Source organism: Alteromonas sp. ALT199 (assembly GCF_018619335.1).
GTDB lineage: Bacteria > Pseudomonadota > Gammaproteobacteria > Enterobacterales > Alteromonadaceae > Alteromonas.
Genome location: NZ_JAHHDX010000101.1, coordinates 18,098 through 35,269, shown reverse-complemented (window position 1 = coordinate 35,269; position 17,172 = coordinate 18,098). Strand labels below are relative to the sequence as shown.

The 17,172-nt window shown below is 42.0% G+C and carries 10 protein-coding genes and 1 pseudogene; 6 read left to right on the top strand and 5 right to left on the bottom strand.

Features of this window, described 5'->3' with window-relative positions; translation table 11 throughout:
* Nucleotides 1–6 precede the first annotated feature (6 nt).
* Complete coding sequence (locus tag KL866_RS11255) at nucleotides 7–1,032, top strand: LacI family DNA-binding transcriptional regulator (RefSeq protein WP_214995100.1); 1,026 nt, start codon at nucleotides 7–9, stop codon at nucleotides 1,030–1,032.
* 600 nt (nucleotides 1,033–1,632) lie between these two features.
* Here KL866_RS11255 and KL866_RS11250 read toward each other — a convergent pair.
* Nucleotides 1,633–2,211, bottom strand: coding sequence for a thymidine kinase (locus KL866_RS11250; protein WP_025256004.1), 579 nt, complete (start codon nucleotides 2,209–2,211; stop codon nucleotides 1,633–1,635).
* A gap of 5 nt (nucleotides 2,212–2,216) precedes the next feature.
* Nucleotides 2,217–3,607, bottom strand: a pseudogene (locus KL866_RS11245) (putative bifunctional diguanylate cyclase/phosphodiesterase).
* A gap of 1,120 nt (nucleotides 3,608–4,727) precedes the next feature.
* On the opposite strand from KL866_RS11245, the gene KL866_RS11240 reads away from it, so the two are divergent.
* A complete protein-coding gene (locus KL866_RS11240; RefSeq protein ID WP_025256002.1) occupies nucleotides 4,728–7,238 on the top strand; it encodes a TonB-dependent receptor in 2,511 nt (836 codons plus the stop codon).
* A 97-nt stretch (nucleotides 7,239–7,335) separates the two neighbouring features.
* On the opposite strand, the gene KL866_RS11235 is transcribed toward KL866_RS11240, so the two are convergent.
* Nucleotides 7,336–8,058 (bottom strand): hypothetical protein, encoded by a 723-nt coding sequence (locus KL866_RS11235; RefSeq protein WP_025256001.1) that lies wholly within the window; start codon nucleotides 8,056–8,058, stop codon nucleotides 7,336–7,338.
* Nucleotides 8,059–8,220: 162 nt separating this feature from the next.
* Nucleotides 8,221–10,470 carry an acyl-CoA dehydrogenase gene (locus KL866_RS11230; RefSeq protein WP_025256000.1) on the bottom strand — a complete coding sequence of 750 codons (2,250 nt, stop codon included), beginning with the start codon at nucleotides 10,468–10,470 and terminating at the stop codon, nucleotides 8,221–8,223.
* 309 nt (nucleotides 10,471–10,779) lie between these two features.
* Between KL866_RS11230 and KL866_RS11225 the strand changes: the two genes are divergently transcribed.
* The 4 genes from KL866_RS11225 (at nucleotide 10,780) to KL866_RS11210 (ending at nucleotide 13,878) form a co-directional block, all read left to right on the top strand.
* Nucleotides 10,780–11,334, top strand: coding sequence for an outer membrane beta-barrel protein (locus KL866_RS11225; protein ID WP_025255999.1), 555 nt, complete (start codon nucleotides 10,780–10,782; stop codon nucleotides 11,332–11,334).
* A 208-nt stretch (nucleotides 11,335–11,542) separates the two neighbouring features.
* Complete coding sequence (locus tag KL866_RS11220) at nucleotides 11,543–11,800, top strand: DUF3081 domain-containing protein (RefSeq protein ID WP_025255998.1); 258 nt, start codon at nucleotides 11,543–11,545, stop codon at nucleotides 11,798–11,800.
* Between the two features lie 240 nt (nucleotides 11,801–12,040).
* A complete protein-coding gene (gene lpxL / locus KL866_RS11215; protein ID WP_025255997.1) occupies nucleotides 12,041–12,976 on the top strand; it encodes an LpxL/LpxP family Kdo(2)-lipid IV(A) lauroyl/palmitoleoyl acyltransferase in 936 nt (311 codons plus the stop codon).
* 284 nt (nucleotides 12,977–13,260) lie between these two features.
* Complete coding sequence (locus tag KL866_RS11210; RefSeq protein WP_025255996.1) at nucleotides 13,261–13,878, top strand: TcpQ domain-containing protein; 618 nt, start codon at nucleotides 13,261–13,263, stop codon at nucleotides 13,876–13,878.
* A 167-nt stretch (nucleotides 13,879–14,045) separates the two neighbouring features.
* On the opposite strand, the gene glnE is transcribed toward KL866_RS11210, so the two are convergent.
* Entirely contained in the window at nucleotides 14,046–17,018 is a 2,973-nt protein-coding gene (gene glnE / locus KL866_RS11205) for a bifunctional [glutamate--ammonia ligase]-adenylyl-L-tyrosine phosphorylase/[glutamate--ammonia-ligase] adenylyltransferase (RefSeq protein ID WP_214995098.1), read from the bottom strand.
* Nucleotides 17,019–17,172 lie beyond the last annotated feature (154 nt).

Sequence of the window (17,172 nt, the reverse complement as noted above, 5' to 3'; positions counted from 1 at the left end):
ATATTAATGAATAAAACCAAACTTACCCTTAAAGATGTTGCAGAGCAGCTCGGTGTTTCGACAGCAACGATTTCAAATGCATTCAATAGGCCCGATCAGTTATCAAAAGCTAAGCGCGAAGAAATTTTAGCGCAGTGCAAAAAAATTGGTTATAGCGGTCCGAATAGAGCAGCACAAATTTTAAGGAAGGGAACCTCGAATATAGTGGCCCTTGTGCTCGCCGACAGTATTTCTTATATGGTGAGCGATCCTGTCGCGAGTACTTTTATCAAAGGGGTTTCATCCGCGCTTCAGGAAAATGGTAAACATCTACTGTTATATGCGGGTGATTCCGACAGCATTTTAAATGTTGTAGACTTTGTAGATGGGTTTATTTGCTATGGCCAACCACGCAATAACAATTTGGTAAAAGAGTTGGCAGTATCGCCTAAACAGGTTGTTACAGTTGACTTTGATATTGACAAAAAACCTTCAATAAACATTGATAACGAAAAGGCAGCGTACCATATTGCTTGTCATGCGCTTAATGAAGGAGACAATGTGGCAATATTTGGGCTGCGGCTCATTGATTCGCCATCTACATGCCGTATTTACGATAATGCTTTAATTGACGTTGAAAGTTCAATTGCTCATCGCCGTCTGGATGGATATTTAAAAGCGGCTGAAGAACAGAATATTACCATAAGTAATGAGCGTATTTGGCACTTGCCTGAGAGTGATAGACATTTTGCCAGACAGGCCGCCAGGGAACTACTGACCAGCTCACCAAGACCAAATGTGGTTTTATGTATGAGTGACATCATAGCGTTAGAACTACTTCACCTAGCGTTAGATATGGGGATAAAGGTTCCAGAAGAACTCAAGATAACAGGGTTTGATGGTATTGAAGAAGCCGAGCGCTCACGTCCTAGCCTAACTACAATCTGCCAGCCAAGTGCCGGCAAAGGTGTTGAAGCAACTAAAGCATTACTGAATATGATCTCTTCTAAGAGTACTTTGCCTTTCGAGTTGCGGGTTGGGGAGACAGCGTAAGTAGGTTTCTATTACAAACTTTACCCAGGCTTAGATGGTAAACACGGGAACGGTGCCGCACGTGTTTTTCAATTTTTTTGAACCTTCATAGTGATGCGTAAAAAGCTCAGAAAAGCCTGCGATTACTACTTTTGTTTCAAGCTTATTCACCCTATAACAAGCTTTAGTGCTAGCACATTGTCTGATTAAATTGGAGTTAACAAGCCAGCCTTTAGCAGAGTTATATCCTATATGATGAGTAACGCAGGTTTAAGGGTGATAGCATTCTTCTCTATTTCACCTGCTAATGGTGTTAAATTTCGGTTTTGTTACCATAATTAAATAACAGTGCTAGGGATTGAGTATTAGCATATACAGAACTTAATTGTTTAAGTTTGTGAGTGGAAGTTCATGCGGATACTAGACGTACTGTTAAAAATAAGTGATAAATTTATAGGGGTGTAGAAGAAATAAAAACCTTGGTACGTGAACGCAGAATGGTTAGAAAGCAAGCTGACATAGACAGCTCGCTTCAAACTAAACCTCACCTTTTAATAACAGTGTGTGCTTTATATTAAATGAAGTGGTTAAGCCGTAACTTGGCGCTATAAGTCTGGTAGGCTAATCCCATACCAGCGCTTTAAAATGTTTACGGCACATTGATTCATAAGTGTCATTACCGCCTATCTGAACTTGGTCACCATTTTTCACTGCATTGCCATTTTCATCTAAGCGCACCACAAAACTTGCTTTTTTACCGCAATGACAAACGGTTTTTAACTCGGATAGTTTATCTGCCCAAGCCAGTAAATAGTGGCTGCCTTCAAAGGTTTCACCTAAAAAGTCAGTTCTTAGACCATAAGCTAGAACTGGCACGCCAAGTTCATCAACAACGTTTACTAGCTGCTTTACTTGCGCCTTAGTTAAAAATTGTGCTTCGTCTATAAATACGCAGTCAGGTTTGCGTACTTCGCAGTCTTGGTATATTGATGCAAACAAGTCGTCACCTTTTGCATATAGTTTTGCATCTGCTTGTAATCCAATACGAGATGTTACCTTTCCCACTCCGTATCTGTCGTCTAATGCTGCGGTATAGATGACTGAGTGCATGCCGCGTTCGCGGTAATTATAAGCTGACTGAAGTAAAGAGGTAGATTTCCCTGCATTCATAGCAGAGTAATAAAAATAAAGTTGAGCCATGGCGATTAGTGATTTTCGTTATACCAAGAGATTAAGTTTTGGGCATTCATGGGTTTAGCGAAGTAAAAACCTTGCAGATAATTAGTACCAAGTTGAGATAGATGAAATTTTTGTTGCTCTGTCTCAATCCCTTCCGCAATGGTTTTGCAGCCAAACTCTTTTGCCATTAAAAGTGTTGCTCTTATTATGGTATCACTCTCTTCAGAGCTATTCTGTACAAAAGATCGATCAATTTTAATAAAATCACATGGCATCGATTGTAGGCGACTTAACGATGAGTAACCTGTACCAAAATCATCATAGAAACTTTAATGCCTCGGGCTACGAGTTCATTGACTTTCACTCTTACCGCGCCCTTATCACTTGCGAAAAGGCTTTCAGTAATCTCTAAATGAAGCCGCTCTGAGGAGATTTGTGTAGTTTTTAGTGCATTGTCTAACGTCTTTAGAAAACTATCATTGAGGAGTTGGGAAACTGAGACGTTAACAGAAACTGCGAGGCCTTGCTTAAATTGCCAATGAGATAAATCTATTAACGCACGATTCAGTACCCATGCCCCTATTTCTGGCATAAGGCCACTGCGCTCGGCTAGCGGAATAAATATGTCTGGAGAGATTTGCTCATCGTCGCATTTCCACCTAAGTAATGCCTCGACCGACGAGAGCGTGTTTGAATTCACATCTAAAATTGGCTGATAAAAAACGGTCAATTCACGGTTGTCGATTGCGCAGCGAAGCCGTTCGCAAAGTTGTTGATCACGTTTTACCTCATTGTGAAGCACTTCGCTGAAAACACCGACAGAGCCACGCTGCTGACGTTTTTGATCGTACATAGTCAAATCTGCCTGTTGAATCAGGTCAACGGCAGTTTCTCCATGTTCGGGAAACATAGCAATGCCAATTGTGGCATCAAGGGTAACTTGGTTATCATTAGCAATTATAGGAACGGTAACACCGCTGCGCATAGCATGGGCTACCGCTCTTGCTGTATCGACATTAGCGTAGGGGATAACTGCAACGAACTCATCACCTCCCCATCTTCCTAAGTGATTTTCTTCTGTGTAATTTTGTAATCTATTGGCAATTTCTGCCAGTACTATATCTCCAACTTTATGGCCTAAACTATCGTTAACCTGTTTGAATCCGTCTAAATCGATAAACAATAGCGCTAATGAATTTTCAAGTGCGCGAGTGGTGTCGAGTAAGTTGTTTAAATGCTTTAAAAAACCGTTCCGGTTGAGCAGATTGGTTAACGGGTCTCTATTAGAAAGCTTGTATAAATCCGCTGTTCGTCGTTCTACTTCGCCCTCGAGGTTAGCGTTAGACGCATCAAGTTTTTCGTTTGATGCTATAAGCAATTTATTAACTTTTTCTGTTTCGCTGCGTTCAATTTTCATTTGCTCTACGAGACTGTTGTTGTTTGCCTTGAGACGTAGTGTGCTAATAAAAAATTTGTGATATCGAAATGCGCTTAGGAAAATACCAAACCAAAAAATCAACCCTAATACGCCTAAGATGAAAAACTTCTCTTCCTCATCAACAATGGCACATATCGACATGGGGACCAGCAATGCGGTGGAGTAAAAGCTTACAAGCGTCTTACTTGGCGATAGCACAGTGCCTGCACCGCCAGCCATTGCTGCAAGTACCACCATGGTAGCGGCCATTTCGATGGTTGTCATAGTTGAGTAAAAGAGGACTGAGTACAAAGCCCATATCACTCCCGTGCTGTATAGACCTGCAGAAAATCGTATTAGAGCGGGGCGAGGGTTATAAGGTTTCTCAGCTAACTTTACACGCCAGTAGAGTGAATCAAAGAGGCGAAGAATAGAAACACTCACCATGACGCCCCACAATTGTAATTTTTGAGTAAAGATGGAAGGAGCGTCGTTTTCGAAGAAAAAGACAAGCCCAGAAAAGGCGAAAATTGTCATTAGAAAGCCGACAAAACTGTTACCAATGAGCATGTCTGTGGTGTCTCTTTCTATTTCTATTTTCGAGATAACGTTTTGCTGCTTACTCAACCTATTAAAACCTTTAGCTGGTACTTATGGTGTACATAAGGATTGTTTATTGCACAGACAATGCCTCTTAGACATCGGTACTTATTCTACATTAATGAGCGTAAATACTCGTTGAAGTTTAAATATAGTACGTTTTTTCTCTTGTAGAGTGAATCGGACCAAAGTCCAAATTTCTATCGTGTACCGACTAATAGCGATGCTTTTCATTAACAATCGCGCTTTCCTGCTTGGTATTTTATTTTAAGTGAATGTTACTGTTCTTATATTGCTGAACTATCATTTGGATAATGGTCGCTATATTAAATTGTGAAATTATTAATACTTTTAGGTCGGATATTTTTTATTTAAGTGAAAATATTTCACAGGTTGTTTACAAGTTTGTTTTTTTGTTATAGATTCTTAATCGATTAAGTTACTTGCATTACCACTACCCTTAATTAAAGGGGAAGAGTCTATGTAGGATTTAACAACTCCACACATTGCCGGAGAAATTATGAAAAAACATCACACACTCAATGCACTATCTCTCGCTATTTGTACGGCGTTTTCTGGATCTGTAATCGCACAAGAGTTAGCGACAACTGACACGGATGCGAAGTCAAAAGAAAAGTTTGAACAAATCGTTGTTACTGCAGCGCCGGGTGGCGCTACGATGCAGGAAGCAAGTGTTTCTGTAAGCGCGTTTGACGAAGAAGACATTCTTAAACTTGCGCCTCGTTCAACTGCTGAAGTATTCCGAGCTCTTCCTGGTATTCGCGCAGAATCTTCAGGTGGTGGTGGTAACGCAAACATTACTATTCGGGGTATTCCACTTGCGACAGGTGGCTCTAAGTTTTTGCAACTACATGAAGATGGTCTTCCAGTACTAGAATACGGCGATATCAACTTCGGTAATGCAGACAATTTTTTACGCTATGACTGGTCAGTAGCGAACGTTGAAGCTGTGCGTGGTGGTTCAGCATCAACATTTGCAAGTAACTCGCCTGGTGGTGTAATTAACATGATAAGTAATACAGGTGAAGTAGGTGGTGGGGCTATCGGAACTTCATTTGGTGTTGACTATGAAGAATTTCGTTTAGATTTTCGCTACGGTGGCGAAATCACTGATGATCTTTACTATCATATTGCAGGTTTCGCTCGCGGTGGAGAAGGCCCTCGTGAAACAGGTTACAACGGTGACCAAGGTGGTCAAGTCAAATTTAACATCACTAAGATGCTAGATAATGGCCACATCCGCTTCTACTACAAAAACTTAAACGATAAAGTTTCAACTTATCTTCCTTCGCCAGTACTCGTAAAAGGTGATGGCGAGTACGGTCCTGTGCCAGGTTACGACGCTAGCTCACAAGCATTAAACTCAGCTTACAATACTAACATTTCTACTTTTGACAGCTTCGGTAACCCGGAAAACCGTGACGTTCGTGACGGGATCGAATCAAAAGTAAATTCATTCGGTGTGGAGGTTGATTTGGAAGTAGCTGAGAATTTGTTCTTACTAAACAAGTTCCGTATTTCTGATATCTCGGGCGGTTTCATCGCGCCATTCACTGATGGTTTCCCGGCGGGCCCTGGGGATGTTTCGAATTTCGCTTCTGCACTGTGTGCTGGCGCTACCGACGGCGACGGTAATGCACTGAACTGCGACAGCACAAGCGTTGTGCTTGCAAACGGTCCTGGCGCAGGCGAAGTGTATACTGGACAAGCGTTCACTAACCTTCAGTTCGACACACGCATTAATGATCTTGGCAACATGATCAACGATTTTAGCTTGCGTAAAGAATTTGATAACGGTATCGACCTGACAGTAGGTTACTACTACTCAAATCAAGATATCGCCACAAGCTGGTCTAGCTGGCAGACGTTTATTCAAACACTCGATGGTGACAACTCTCAATTGCTCACTATCACTGATGCTGACGGCGTTGAGCTAGTATCTGATGGTTTACTTTCGGCAAGTTTCCTTTCTTGGGAATGGGACCTTAATTACGTGACCAAAGCGCCTTATATGAACGTTGGTTTCGAACTGTCAGACAACATTCTTATCGATGCCTCAGTACGTCACGATACCACGGAAGCTTCTGGTGAACTTATTAATTCTTGCTGTGGTGGTAACGCAGATTTCGACCTAAACGGCAATGGTGTCATTGAGCAAATTGAAGACGCGTCTGCGACTAATAGCGGCTTTATTAGTGGTGGTGTTATCAACTTAAACCGCGCCGGTGCGGCTTCTCAAATCGTAAATTACAGTGCGAATAACACATCTTACTCAATTGGTGGTTCATATTTACTGAGCGATAGCCAAACTTTCTTCGCTCGTTACTCTAAAGGTGGCCGTGCGATTGCTGACCGTTTACTTCAGATAGGCGGTACATTAAACGCAGATGGTAGCCTAACAAGCACGACTTCAGGTTACGATACTACCAAACAGTTCGAGATTGGCTATAAGTACGGCACGAAAGACCTCATGGTTAACGCTACCTTGTTCGATACTGTTACTGAAGATACACAAGCAGAAGTGACAAGTGGTTTGACTTTCATGCGTGAGTACGAAGCAACAGGTCTTGAATTAGAAGGGCGCTGGAATGCGACTGACAACTTTGTGGTGTCAGGTAACTTAACGTGGACAGACGCAGAAATTAGTGACGACGTTAATAACTCTGCACTAGTGGGTAACACGCCACGCCGTCAAGCAGACTGGATTTGGACGATTACGCCTGAGTACGTTACAGATTACTGGTCAGTGGGCGCTTCATTGCAAGGTTCTACTGAATACTATGTTCAAGATAACAACGACCTTAAGCAAGAAGGTTACAATCTAGTAAACCTGTTTGCTACTTATTGGGTAAACGATCAGTTCTCTGTATCACTAAATGTGAACAATGCAACTGATGAGTTTATCATTACAGAATCTGAAGAAGGCTCTGCTGAGGTGGGAAGTTACGTACGAGCTCGTCCTTTGAATGGTCGTACTACCGTACTTTCACTTAAGTATATGTTCGATTAAAGCTAAAAATACAAAGCGCCCAATATGCTTAAAGACCCGTTAAGCATAGGGCGCTAAGAATTAGAACCTTTTAACGCCTACAATACTGTGGGCGTTTTTATTTGTGCTGATTGCTGCCACTTTCTCCTTGTTCGAGTTGCTTGGCTATGGCGGCGGAAAGACGGTCTATCAAATAAGCATGTTTTTTATGGATAACGTGAACTAATTTATGCTCTACAAGTGGAACGTACTCTATCCCTGACTGCTCAAAAATAGCTTTTTCTGAATAGTCACTCGGTAAAATAGCGTAATCAAATCGGCCATTTAACAATAGATTGATAACGTGATTAAAGTCATCAAACTCAAAGATGTTGGCATTTAGTTTATCGGGACTTATCTGCATATTAAAGAAGAAGCGCGTGGTAACGGCTATTGCTTTTTCTGGGTCTTCTATAATATTTTTATCGCACTGAACTCCTCTAATGCATAGTAAAAATGACGCGCCACGGGAAAGTGCAGGGGGAACAATAACAATATTATTGTTAGGTTGAGAGGCTACTTCATAGCGAATTATGTCTGCATCTGTCATCCCTTGATTCAAAAGCCTAAGCCCTCGTTCACCGCCGACTCTTTCAAATGTTACGTCTATTCCAATATCGCTGTAGGCGCGTTCGACAAGAGGTTTGTAAAAATTCTTAACGCGAGGGTGGTTTAACTCACCAACAACAAATCTTTGCTCAACATCCTGAGCATTAACATTTGTCAATAACACTAACGATAATGTTAAAAGGAAAAAGAAAAATGAAACGCTTTTATTCATTGAAAATAGCGTCGTGTTCACTGCATAAATCCTTGCTTAAAAAGGTAGGGTTACTGAAAGGATAGAGCACGAATTAAACAATGAAAAGCGAGGTGATGTTTGGCGTGAAGTTTTGGATAAATAAAAAAGCCCTGTCACCGAAGGTGACAGGGCTTCGTATCAACAATATTGCATTATTGCATATTACGCAGCGTTTTGACCGCCATCAATTGCTTTAAGCGTTTGTGACGCTGGAACAAGTTCCATATCGAACGTGTATTCGTCTACACGAACTGCTAGCTTGCGTTTTTCATTGTAATCATGAAGCTTAGCGGCTTCATCAGCTGTTACAACGCCTTTTTCCTGTAGTTTGTTAAGCGCATGCTCAAAAGAGATAAACGGAACAACAGGCTCTTTGCGAAGTGCTTTTTGCACTTTACCTAGAAGATGCGCTACTGCATGCTTCGCTTTAAACGCTTGCTCGTTAATGTCGTTACCATCACCTGGGCTTACACGAACTAAGTGGGTAAGCTGGTCTTTCACGCTATTATCTTGCATAGACGCAATTGATAGCTCACGTACTAAGTCGTCGCTAATACCCGCTACACTGTTGGTGTAAGTGTTAGTAAGAAGACGCATTAAGCCGCGTGTTGCTGTGTTCGGGAAATTGTTGATGAAGTTAACAATTGCCTGATCAGCTTGTTGCAAAGACCATTGCATAGCGTATTCAAAGTACGGAAGTGCAAGCTTTCTGTCTTCAATACGTTGCTCGTAGAAACGAATCGCTGCCATTGCACCGTATAGATAGCTCATTACGTCACCTAGACGTGCTGATAGAAGCTCTGCTTTCTTAAGGTCACCGCCTAGTACCGCAAGCGACAAGTCAGCAAGTGGTGCTAGTTTTGCAGAGATGCTATTTACACGCTTCTCATACTTACGAACTTCTGGCAATGCAGATTCGCTCTCACGTAGGAAAGGAAGATAGCCTTTACCTAAGCTGCGGAACGCATTCTTAACGCTGAAGCCAACTGTCTTACGAAGTACCTTGTTAAACTCTGTATCCGCTGAACTTTCGTTACTGTGGATTAGGTCAACCATATCTTTAAGGTAAGGGTGACAACGCATTGCACCTTGACCAAAGATCATCAGGTTACGAGTAAGAATGTTCGCGCCTTCTACCGTAATCGCGATAGGAAGTGCAGCATAACCGCCCGCCAATGTATTTTGAGGGCCACGCTGAATCGCTTTACCCGCTTGGATATCCATAGCTGAGTTCATTACGTCGCGACCGAGTTCGGTCATGTGGTATTTAGCAATTGCCGTTACAACTGATGGCTTCACGCCTAAGCCAAGACCTTCAGTAGTTAACACACGCATCGCTTCAAGTAAGAACGTCTTACCAGCGATGTCTGCCATTTTCTCTTGAATACCTTCGAAGCGGCCAATTGGAAGACCAAACTGCTCACGTACGAATGAATACTCTACTGTGCCTTTAAATGCAGATTGTGCTGTAGCCACACCCATTGCTGGAAGTGAAATACCACGGCCTGCACCTAGGCAGCTAACTAGCATCTGCCAGCCACGACCAATGTTCTTTTGACCACCAATGATGAAATCCATAGGAATGAATACGTCTTGACCACGAGTAGTACCGTTGTAAAAACGTACGCCCATAGGGTCGTGACGGTTGCCAAGCTCAACACCTGGATGTGACTTAGGTAGAAGGGCACATGTAATGCCTAACTCAAGCTTGTCGCCAAGAAGTTGGTCTGGATCGAATACTTTAAATGCAAGACCAAGTACTGTCGCAATTGGTGCAAGCGTAATGTAACGCTTGTCCCAGCTTACACGTAAACCGAGAACTTCTTCACCGTTGTATTCGCCTTTAGTTACTATAGCCGCATCTGGAATAGCGCCCGCGTCAGAACCAGCTTCTGGGCTAGTTAGCGCAAAGCATGGAATATCGCGACCGTCTGATAAGCGAGGTAACCAGTAATCTTGCTGCTCGGTTGTACCGTAGTGCATAAGGAGCTCGCCTGGACCTAGCGAGTTCGGAACCATTACGGTTACCGCAATCGCTCCGCTTTTTGCCGCAATAGTTGCAACGATAGTTGAGTTTGCATACGGGCTAAATTCAAGACCACCAAATTTCTTTGGAATGATCATAGAGAAGAAACGGTTTTTACCTAGGAAATCTAGGATTTCCTGTGGAATGTGCTTACCGTTACCAAGTTCGAAGTCATCGACTATGTTCAGTAACTCAGTTACTGGACCGTCCATGAATGCTTGTTCTTCCGCGCTCAGTTTTGCCTGAGGGATATCGCGAAGCGCCTGCATGTCAGGCTTACCCTGATAAATTGAAGATTCAATCCATACATCACCCGCATCTAGGGCTTCTTGTTCTGTAATTGAAATTGGAGGTAATACTTTCTTTAAGCTAGTTCTGATACTCATAATAACTCATCCGCTCATCTGACCAGTTGTTTTGGTTAATACTACACCTTATTTGAAAAAGATCAAATTTTGTAAAAAGTGGCTGTTTTACAGTTCTTTATGTTCCATATCGGAGCCTAATTAATACGTAAGTCTTAAACAATCGTTTAACATTACTCAAATTTAATGGTTAAAAAGTATACAAAGCTGTGGGGCGTAACAGTTATTTCGCGACAGTCGCGATAATCATTCGCTAATTCGCTTCAAGCTCGTTTTAATTACTCGCATTGTCTTTTATAGTTAGCGCTATTCAGCAAGGAGAAGTAAAAAATGCGAAGTCTTTCACAACCTCTCGCCAAGTTTGTTTTTAATAGTATGGTATTAGCGAGCATTATATTTTCCGGACTGGCCTCTGCAAATGGATACGCCGTTGCAAACATTGGGTATGGAAATGTAGATACTGAAGCAGATAACGATGCCGATGTTAGCTACTCTGCGGCTTTAGGATATCAATTTCATCGTCAATGGTACGTAGAAGGGGGGTATCTCTCTCTTATTGACGCGGATAACGATGAGCAATCTATTTCATCTAAAGGCCCGTATTTGGCATTGCTTGGCAAAGCAAGTAGCCAAAAAGGTGAGCTTTATTATAAGTTAGGTATTGCGAGTATTGATGTTGAACATGCTTCCTTAGAAACTTCTGCTTGTGGCGCTGAAGCTACTATTTGCGCTTACGATGACACTATTATTGCGGGACTAGCTGGATTAGGTTTTGATTATTATCTAGGGTTGCAGTCGATGGTTCGCATTGAATATACTTACTTTGGCGGTAAGGATGACTTTTCTGCACACATTGTCAACCTAGGCTTTCGTTACAATTTCTAGAGCGACTGATTCTAAAGCGACTAAAACTTCATGAGTTGTGACTCACTATTTATTTAGTATTTATCGCTTTTACAAGTACGAGAATGTAGTGGGTATAGGTTCTTGATTACTCGATGTTACCAAGGATAAAGAGAACAATAGGCTTTTTTTAAATCCAAAACCCGTTTGGTCGTGTAAAAATGAGTAAATTCACAACAACGGATTTAAAATGAAAAACGAATTAGACAGCAAGTTTTTACTTCAGGTTTTCGATAAAATACGCCAACACGGTGCGAAAGAAAACGAACAGTATAAGCTTAACGGTATAACAGCGTTTACAGATCACGACGGATATACGCTTTACATTGAAGATGTTAACGTGAAACTTCAGTTTGGTTTTCATAACCAGTATCACTTTGACTATGACTCAAAAGATCAATACGAGTCTTTTGAAAAAAAACTAAAGCAAATTGATAAAGAGTACTAAGTCATATTAAAGAGTATTAGGTCATATTTTTTATGTTTTTTTCAAAACTTGGTGAAAAATAAGTGACTAAGTAATTGAGCATTGCAGGTGGTAATACCGTGAAGATTTGTAATGCGCCGCCTGCACTTACTTTCGTAAGCAATTTCTATAGCAACCATCTGGTTGATTAACTGGCCCAATTAGCCCCGCTAAAAACCTTCTGCTACAATGCCGCCCACTTCATTTTATAGGAAAGAGACATTGGCGGCGGCAATTAAAGCTCCTAAGTTTAAATTGGCATTCCTTGGCCCTAAATTCTGGCCCGTTTGGTTGGGCGTTTTTATTCTATACGCTATTACTTGGTTACCTTTGCCTGTAATTCGCGCTATTGGAGGCGGTGCAGGAAAACTCATTGCACTTATCGTGCCTAAACGTGCGAAAGTTGCAAAGCGCAACCTACAGCTTTGGAACCCGTCTTTGTCAGAACGTGAAGTAGAATCTCTTTACAAAGAAAACATCCGCAGAACAGGTATGGCGCTGTTTGAAACTGCTATGGGGTGGTGGTGGCCCGACTGGCGAGTTAAGCGCGCGTTCGAGATAGAGGGTACCGAGCACGTAGAAGCAGCTCTTGCAGACGGTAAAGGCGTTTTCGGCATGGCACTCCACAACATGAACCTAGAATTCGCGTGCCGTGGTATTGGTTTTTATCATCCGAGTATCGCGTTTTACAGAAAGCACAACAATCCATTAGTTGACTACCTCCAATATCATGGGCGAAACCGTTCAAATAAGTACATGATTGACAAGCGCAATGCTAAGGCACTTATTGCTGCCCTTGATGATAAAGAGTTGTGCCTATATCTGCCTGATCAGGATTATGGCCCGCGACAAAGTATTTTTGTGCCATTTGGCGGCGTAAAAGAGACTGCAACAACAACAGCAACACTTATGTTTATTAGACGCACAAATTCTGAGCCTATGCTCATAACATCCCAATACACTAAACGCGGCTATAAAATAAAAATATACCCGCCACTTTCTGAACTTGGTGAAATGGAAGATGCCGAGGCTTTAACACTGCTAAATCAGCATGTTGATACAGCAGTGAAAGAACAGCCAGAAAGTTACTTGTGGATGCACAAGCGCTTTAAAACTCGCCCAGAAAGTAACCCAGAATCGCTTTATAAATCATTGTAGGTGGCATTCTGAGAAACCGTAAAAGAAAAACCGCTGACTATATTTAGGTAAGCCGTTTTCTGAAATAGTCAGCTAAGAATGAAAAGTTATAGAAAGCCACAGTAGACCTTATACGCTAAACACAATGCCTATTTTGTGTCGAAATAATGCGATTCGATAAAAATAGATAAATAGGATAATAGGTTTATTTCAGCCGGTTCGACTAAAATATAAAAATTCGTATAGATTTGAGCCGGAAGAAAAAGCTTAGATCTGGTTTTTACGTGACGACAGATTGGTAGGTTATGGGACAAACGAGTTATTCAAGTTCATCATTTTGGGCAAAGCAAATTGGTATTGCGGTAGTGCTTGTAATCGCTGCAGGCGTGCTTATTTATATGCTACAGACACACGAACAATCTCCTACGCCTGCTTCACAAAAAGAAGAGAAGTCCGTATCAAAGGGGCTTAGCGAGTTTTATCGCGATTTTCGTATGTCTTCAACTGACCCATTGAAAGAAGAGCAGGGCGATTTCGTGTTGGATATTGCCGGTGTAGATCCTAATCTCGATAGCAAATTATCGCAGATGTCTAGTCAAACGCGGCCCGTTGAAAAAAATTGGACCGGCGAGCACAAGTACCGAACCTTTCAGGAAGGCAACACGCTTCGAGAAGCTATCTCACAGTATGCGCAGGCAGAAGGCATGCAGTTGATTTGGAATCTGGAGCAAGACTTTGTAATCAAGCATCAATTTCAATTAGATAACACGGTAGCCGGGTCTTTAGCTAAAATCGCAAGCGCTATAGACAGTAGTTTTGAGGGCGAAGTTAAAGCCTACTTATGCGCAGGGCAGCGATCTTTAGTTGTTACGGCTGTTGAAACCGACTTTTTAAAGAATAAATGTCGAAGGGTTCGCGGGTAGCACCTTTTCATTTTTCACTTAAATTAGGAATTCATTAGAGGTTTACAGTGAATTCCAAAAATAAAGACTAACTCCCCATGAGGGGAGTTAGTCTTTTGGTTCTTAAATATTTCCCGCAGTCTTTGCAGTTTATAGCGCCAATGGCTAGCGAAATGATAGCAATTTACTTACTCTGCGGGTTTGCCAAACAGCGTATGCCAATGTTGTCTTACTTGTTCACGTATAACATCTAACTCTTCACTTTGGTCAGCATATTTAGTGTCGGCAAGGGTTAGGTGATGATACTGCTCTCGAAGCCGCAGGTACGCATTTTGAAGCTTCTGGGCAGTCTTGGCGTCAATAATGTTTGCCTTAGTTGCGACCTCGAAAATCCGAAGATTGTCTGGAAATTCCGTCATTTCAACAACTGTTTGAGCATTAGCGAGAACAAGGTACTGGGCCATGAACTCAATGTCGGTAATGCCGCCTTCACACTGTTTTAAATCGACTTTTTTAGTGTCTTTTGATAGAAGATGCTCGCGCATCTTAATCCGCATTTTACGCACATCATCAGACAGTGTTTTTGAATCTCTCGTCTGACAAAGGATTGTATGTCTTACACGTCTAAAATCACCTAAAAGTGATTCATCTCCATAAATAGCTCTTGCTCTCACTAAGGCTTGATGCTCCCACGTCCATGCTTCTTCTACCTGGTATTTTTCAAAACCGTCAATGTGGCAACACAACAACCCGGCGTTGCCAGAGGGACGTAAACGTAGGTCGGTTTCATAAAGTTGTCCAAACAGTGTTTTTGTATTGAGAAGGTGCATAATGCGCTGTGCTAGTTTTATATAGAACTGCTGAGCTTCAAGAGATTTTTTCCCGTCGGTAACGCTCGTGCGTGGCGCATTGTGTAAAAAAACTAAATCTAAGTCCGAGCCGTATCCCAACTCGTATCCACCTAATTTACCGTAGCCTATAACGGCAAAGCCCTTGTTGTTACCTTCAAGATGCGAAGGGGCGCCATAGCGTTGTCGCATTTGCACCCACGCTGCATTTACTACGTGTTCTAAGATGACCTCTGCTAATACGGTAAGTTTATCACTCACGTTATTAATCGGAAGGGACTCACTGATGTCACTGGCAGCGATGCGAAGTTGTTGACAGAGCTTGAACTGCCTCAGCCCGTCCATCAGCATTTCCACGTCATCCTGCTCTATTCGTAACATTGTTTCACGTAGTTCCAGCTGGTATTCCTGCTTACTGGTTTGAATGTCTGTATTTTGCTGCCCTAAATATAGCGGGGTAAGGAGTTCGTCTAGCAGCAGCGGGAACCGCTTAATTTCTTGAGCAATCCAGTCGCTTCTCTCGCAAAGTCTTACCAACTGTTTAAGTACATCTGGGTTTTCTAGCAACAGATCAAGATACGTTGTGCGACCGGTAATTGCCTCGATTACGCCAAGTAAGCGGCTTAGTACCTGAGCCGTATGATTAGGATGTTGGTTAATTAATACATACAATATTTCGGGAAGAAGCTTGTTAAGCGTATCTTCGCCTCTTTGACCTATACGATAGTTTCTTTGTTTCTCTTTAAAAGCGACAAGGATAGCGAAAATTTCTTTAGTGTCTTTCAAAGAGAGGTGATCGCTAAAGGTTTCAGCAAACTCTTCTTCTTGCAACGAAAGGCGCCACGCATCTTGGCATGCAGTAAATAGCTGGTCTTCGTCTGAATGTGTGTCATGAGATTCTTCAACTAGCTCATTGAAATGACCATGAATTCGCGCCATGGCATCGTCTAGCTGCGTTAAAAACTCACTGTAAGTGTTAAAACCCATGACATCGATTAGTGCAGCTTTCTGCCAAGGCTCCTCTGGCAATGTTTGAGTCTGACGGTCTTGGCTTTGTTGTAACGTGTGTTCTACTTTTCTCAGTAAAAAGTAGTCTTGCTTAAGTTGCTGCGTTACGTCGTTCTCTACAATATCTAACTCACTCAAAACATCTAAGGTGCGAAGTAATGACTTACTTTGTAAAGCAGGCTCACGACCACCGTGAATAAGCTGAAAACTCTGGGCAAAAAACTCTACCTCTCGAATGCCGCCTGCACCAAGTTTTATATTGTTACTCAAGCGTCGCCTGCGAATTTCAGTAGCAATAAGCTTTTTCATGTTGCGCAGCGCATCAAGCGTCGTGAAATCTAGATAGCGCCTAAATGTAAACGGATGCAGAATACTCTTTAGCCATTTTACATTGTCTGAATTGTCATCATTTATGACCCGCGCTTTAACCATAGCAAAGCGTTCCCAATGCCGGCCTTGGTCCTGATAATAGTCTTCGACAGCTGCGAAATGCATTACTAAGGGGCCAGAATCACCAAACGGACGTAAGCGCATATCAACGCGGTATACTTGCCCATCGTTGGTTACCTTATTCAACGCTTGAATAAGCTTTTGGGCGAGTTTTGTGAAAAATTGTTGATGTTCTATCGCTTTACGACTTCCATTGATTTCCCCTTTTTCTGGGTAAGCAAAAATTAAATCAATGTCTGACGAAAAGTTGAGCTCTCGCCCGCCGAGTTTACCCATACCAAGAATATACATATGCATATCTTGGCTACTGCTCTGCGGAGTACCATAACGATGAGCCAAATGCTTGTAAATCCAATGGTAAGCCCTGGTTATCAGTGCGTCGGCCAATGCTGAAACTTGTGCTAGTGAGGTTTCGATGTCCTGTTTATTAAGTACATCTAAGAACGTAATTCGCGCCATCTCTTGATTTCGGTATTCACGAAGTACTCTCAATAAATCGTCTTCGCTTTTTGTCGTCTCAAGAATAGCGCTCAATTCGGCGTTAAAATAAAACTCGGATGAGGCCCCTTCATTTGGCTCTTTTCTTGATTCTAGACTTTGCTGTGCCTGGTTTTGTTGTATTGAGTCACAAATTAAATTGGGGGCAGGCTCAATGACTCTTGAGATCATCGCAGGCTTTTGTATCAATGTTTCAGCTAAAAAAGCTGAGCGAGAAAAAGCGCTAAAAAGCGTCGCGCGGTGAGTTTCGGCTAAGGCTTTGTCTGCTGTAGAAATGTCTGGGGCTGTTAATAATTGCTTCCAGAATTTTTCTGCCAGCTCTATGTTTGTCATGCTATTTTCGTTGTCTGTTGGCATAATGCTCGCATCTTAAGAGATAACACTCGTGTTAAATTAATGAATACCCAGAGTTTTTCTCGATAGTATTCAATGCCTGCTAGTTCTCTATCTCTTTATATAGAATTGATAATATAAGCAGACCTTTATTAAAATAAATATGAACAAGTTCGTT

Bases quoted from the DNA above. Each gene is read 5' to 3' on its own strand.
- KL866_RS11255 (WP_214995100.1), top strand. From the start codon at position 7: ATGAATAAAACCAAACTTACCCTTAAAGATGTTGCAGAGCAGCTCGGT.
- KL866_RS11230 (WP_025256000.1), bottom strand. From the start codon at position 10,470: ATGAGTATCAGAACTAGCTTAAAGAAAGTATTACCTCCAATTTCAATT.
- KL866_RS11240 (WP_025256002.1), top strand. From the start codon at position 4,728: ATGAAAAAACATCACACACTCAATGCACTATCTCTCGCTATTTGTACG.
- glnE (WP_214995098.1), bottom strand. From the start codon at position 17,018: ATGCCAACAGACAACGAAAATAGCATGACAAACATAGAGCTGGCAGAA.
- KL866_RS11210 (WP_025255996.1), top strand. From the start codon at position 13,261: ATGGGACAAACGAGTTATTCAAGTTCATCATTTTGGGCAAAGCAAATT.
- KL866_RS11250 (WP_025256004.1), bottom strand. From the start codon at position 2,211: ATGGCTCAACTTTATTTTTATTACTCTGCTATGAATGCAGGGAAATCT.
- KL866_RS11220 (WP_025255998.1), top strand. From the start codon at position 11,543: ATGAAAAACGAATTAGACAGCAAGTTTTTACTTCAGGTTTTCGATAAA.
- KL866_RS11225 (WP_025255999.1), top strand. From the start codon at position 10,780: ATGCGAAGTCTTTCACAACCTCTCGCCAAGTTTGTTTTTAATAGTATG.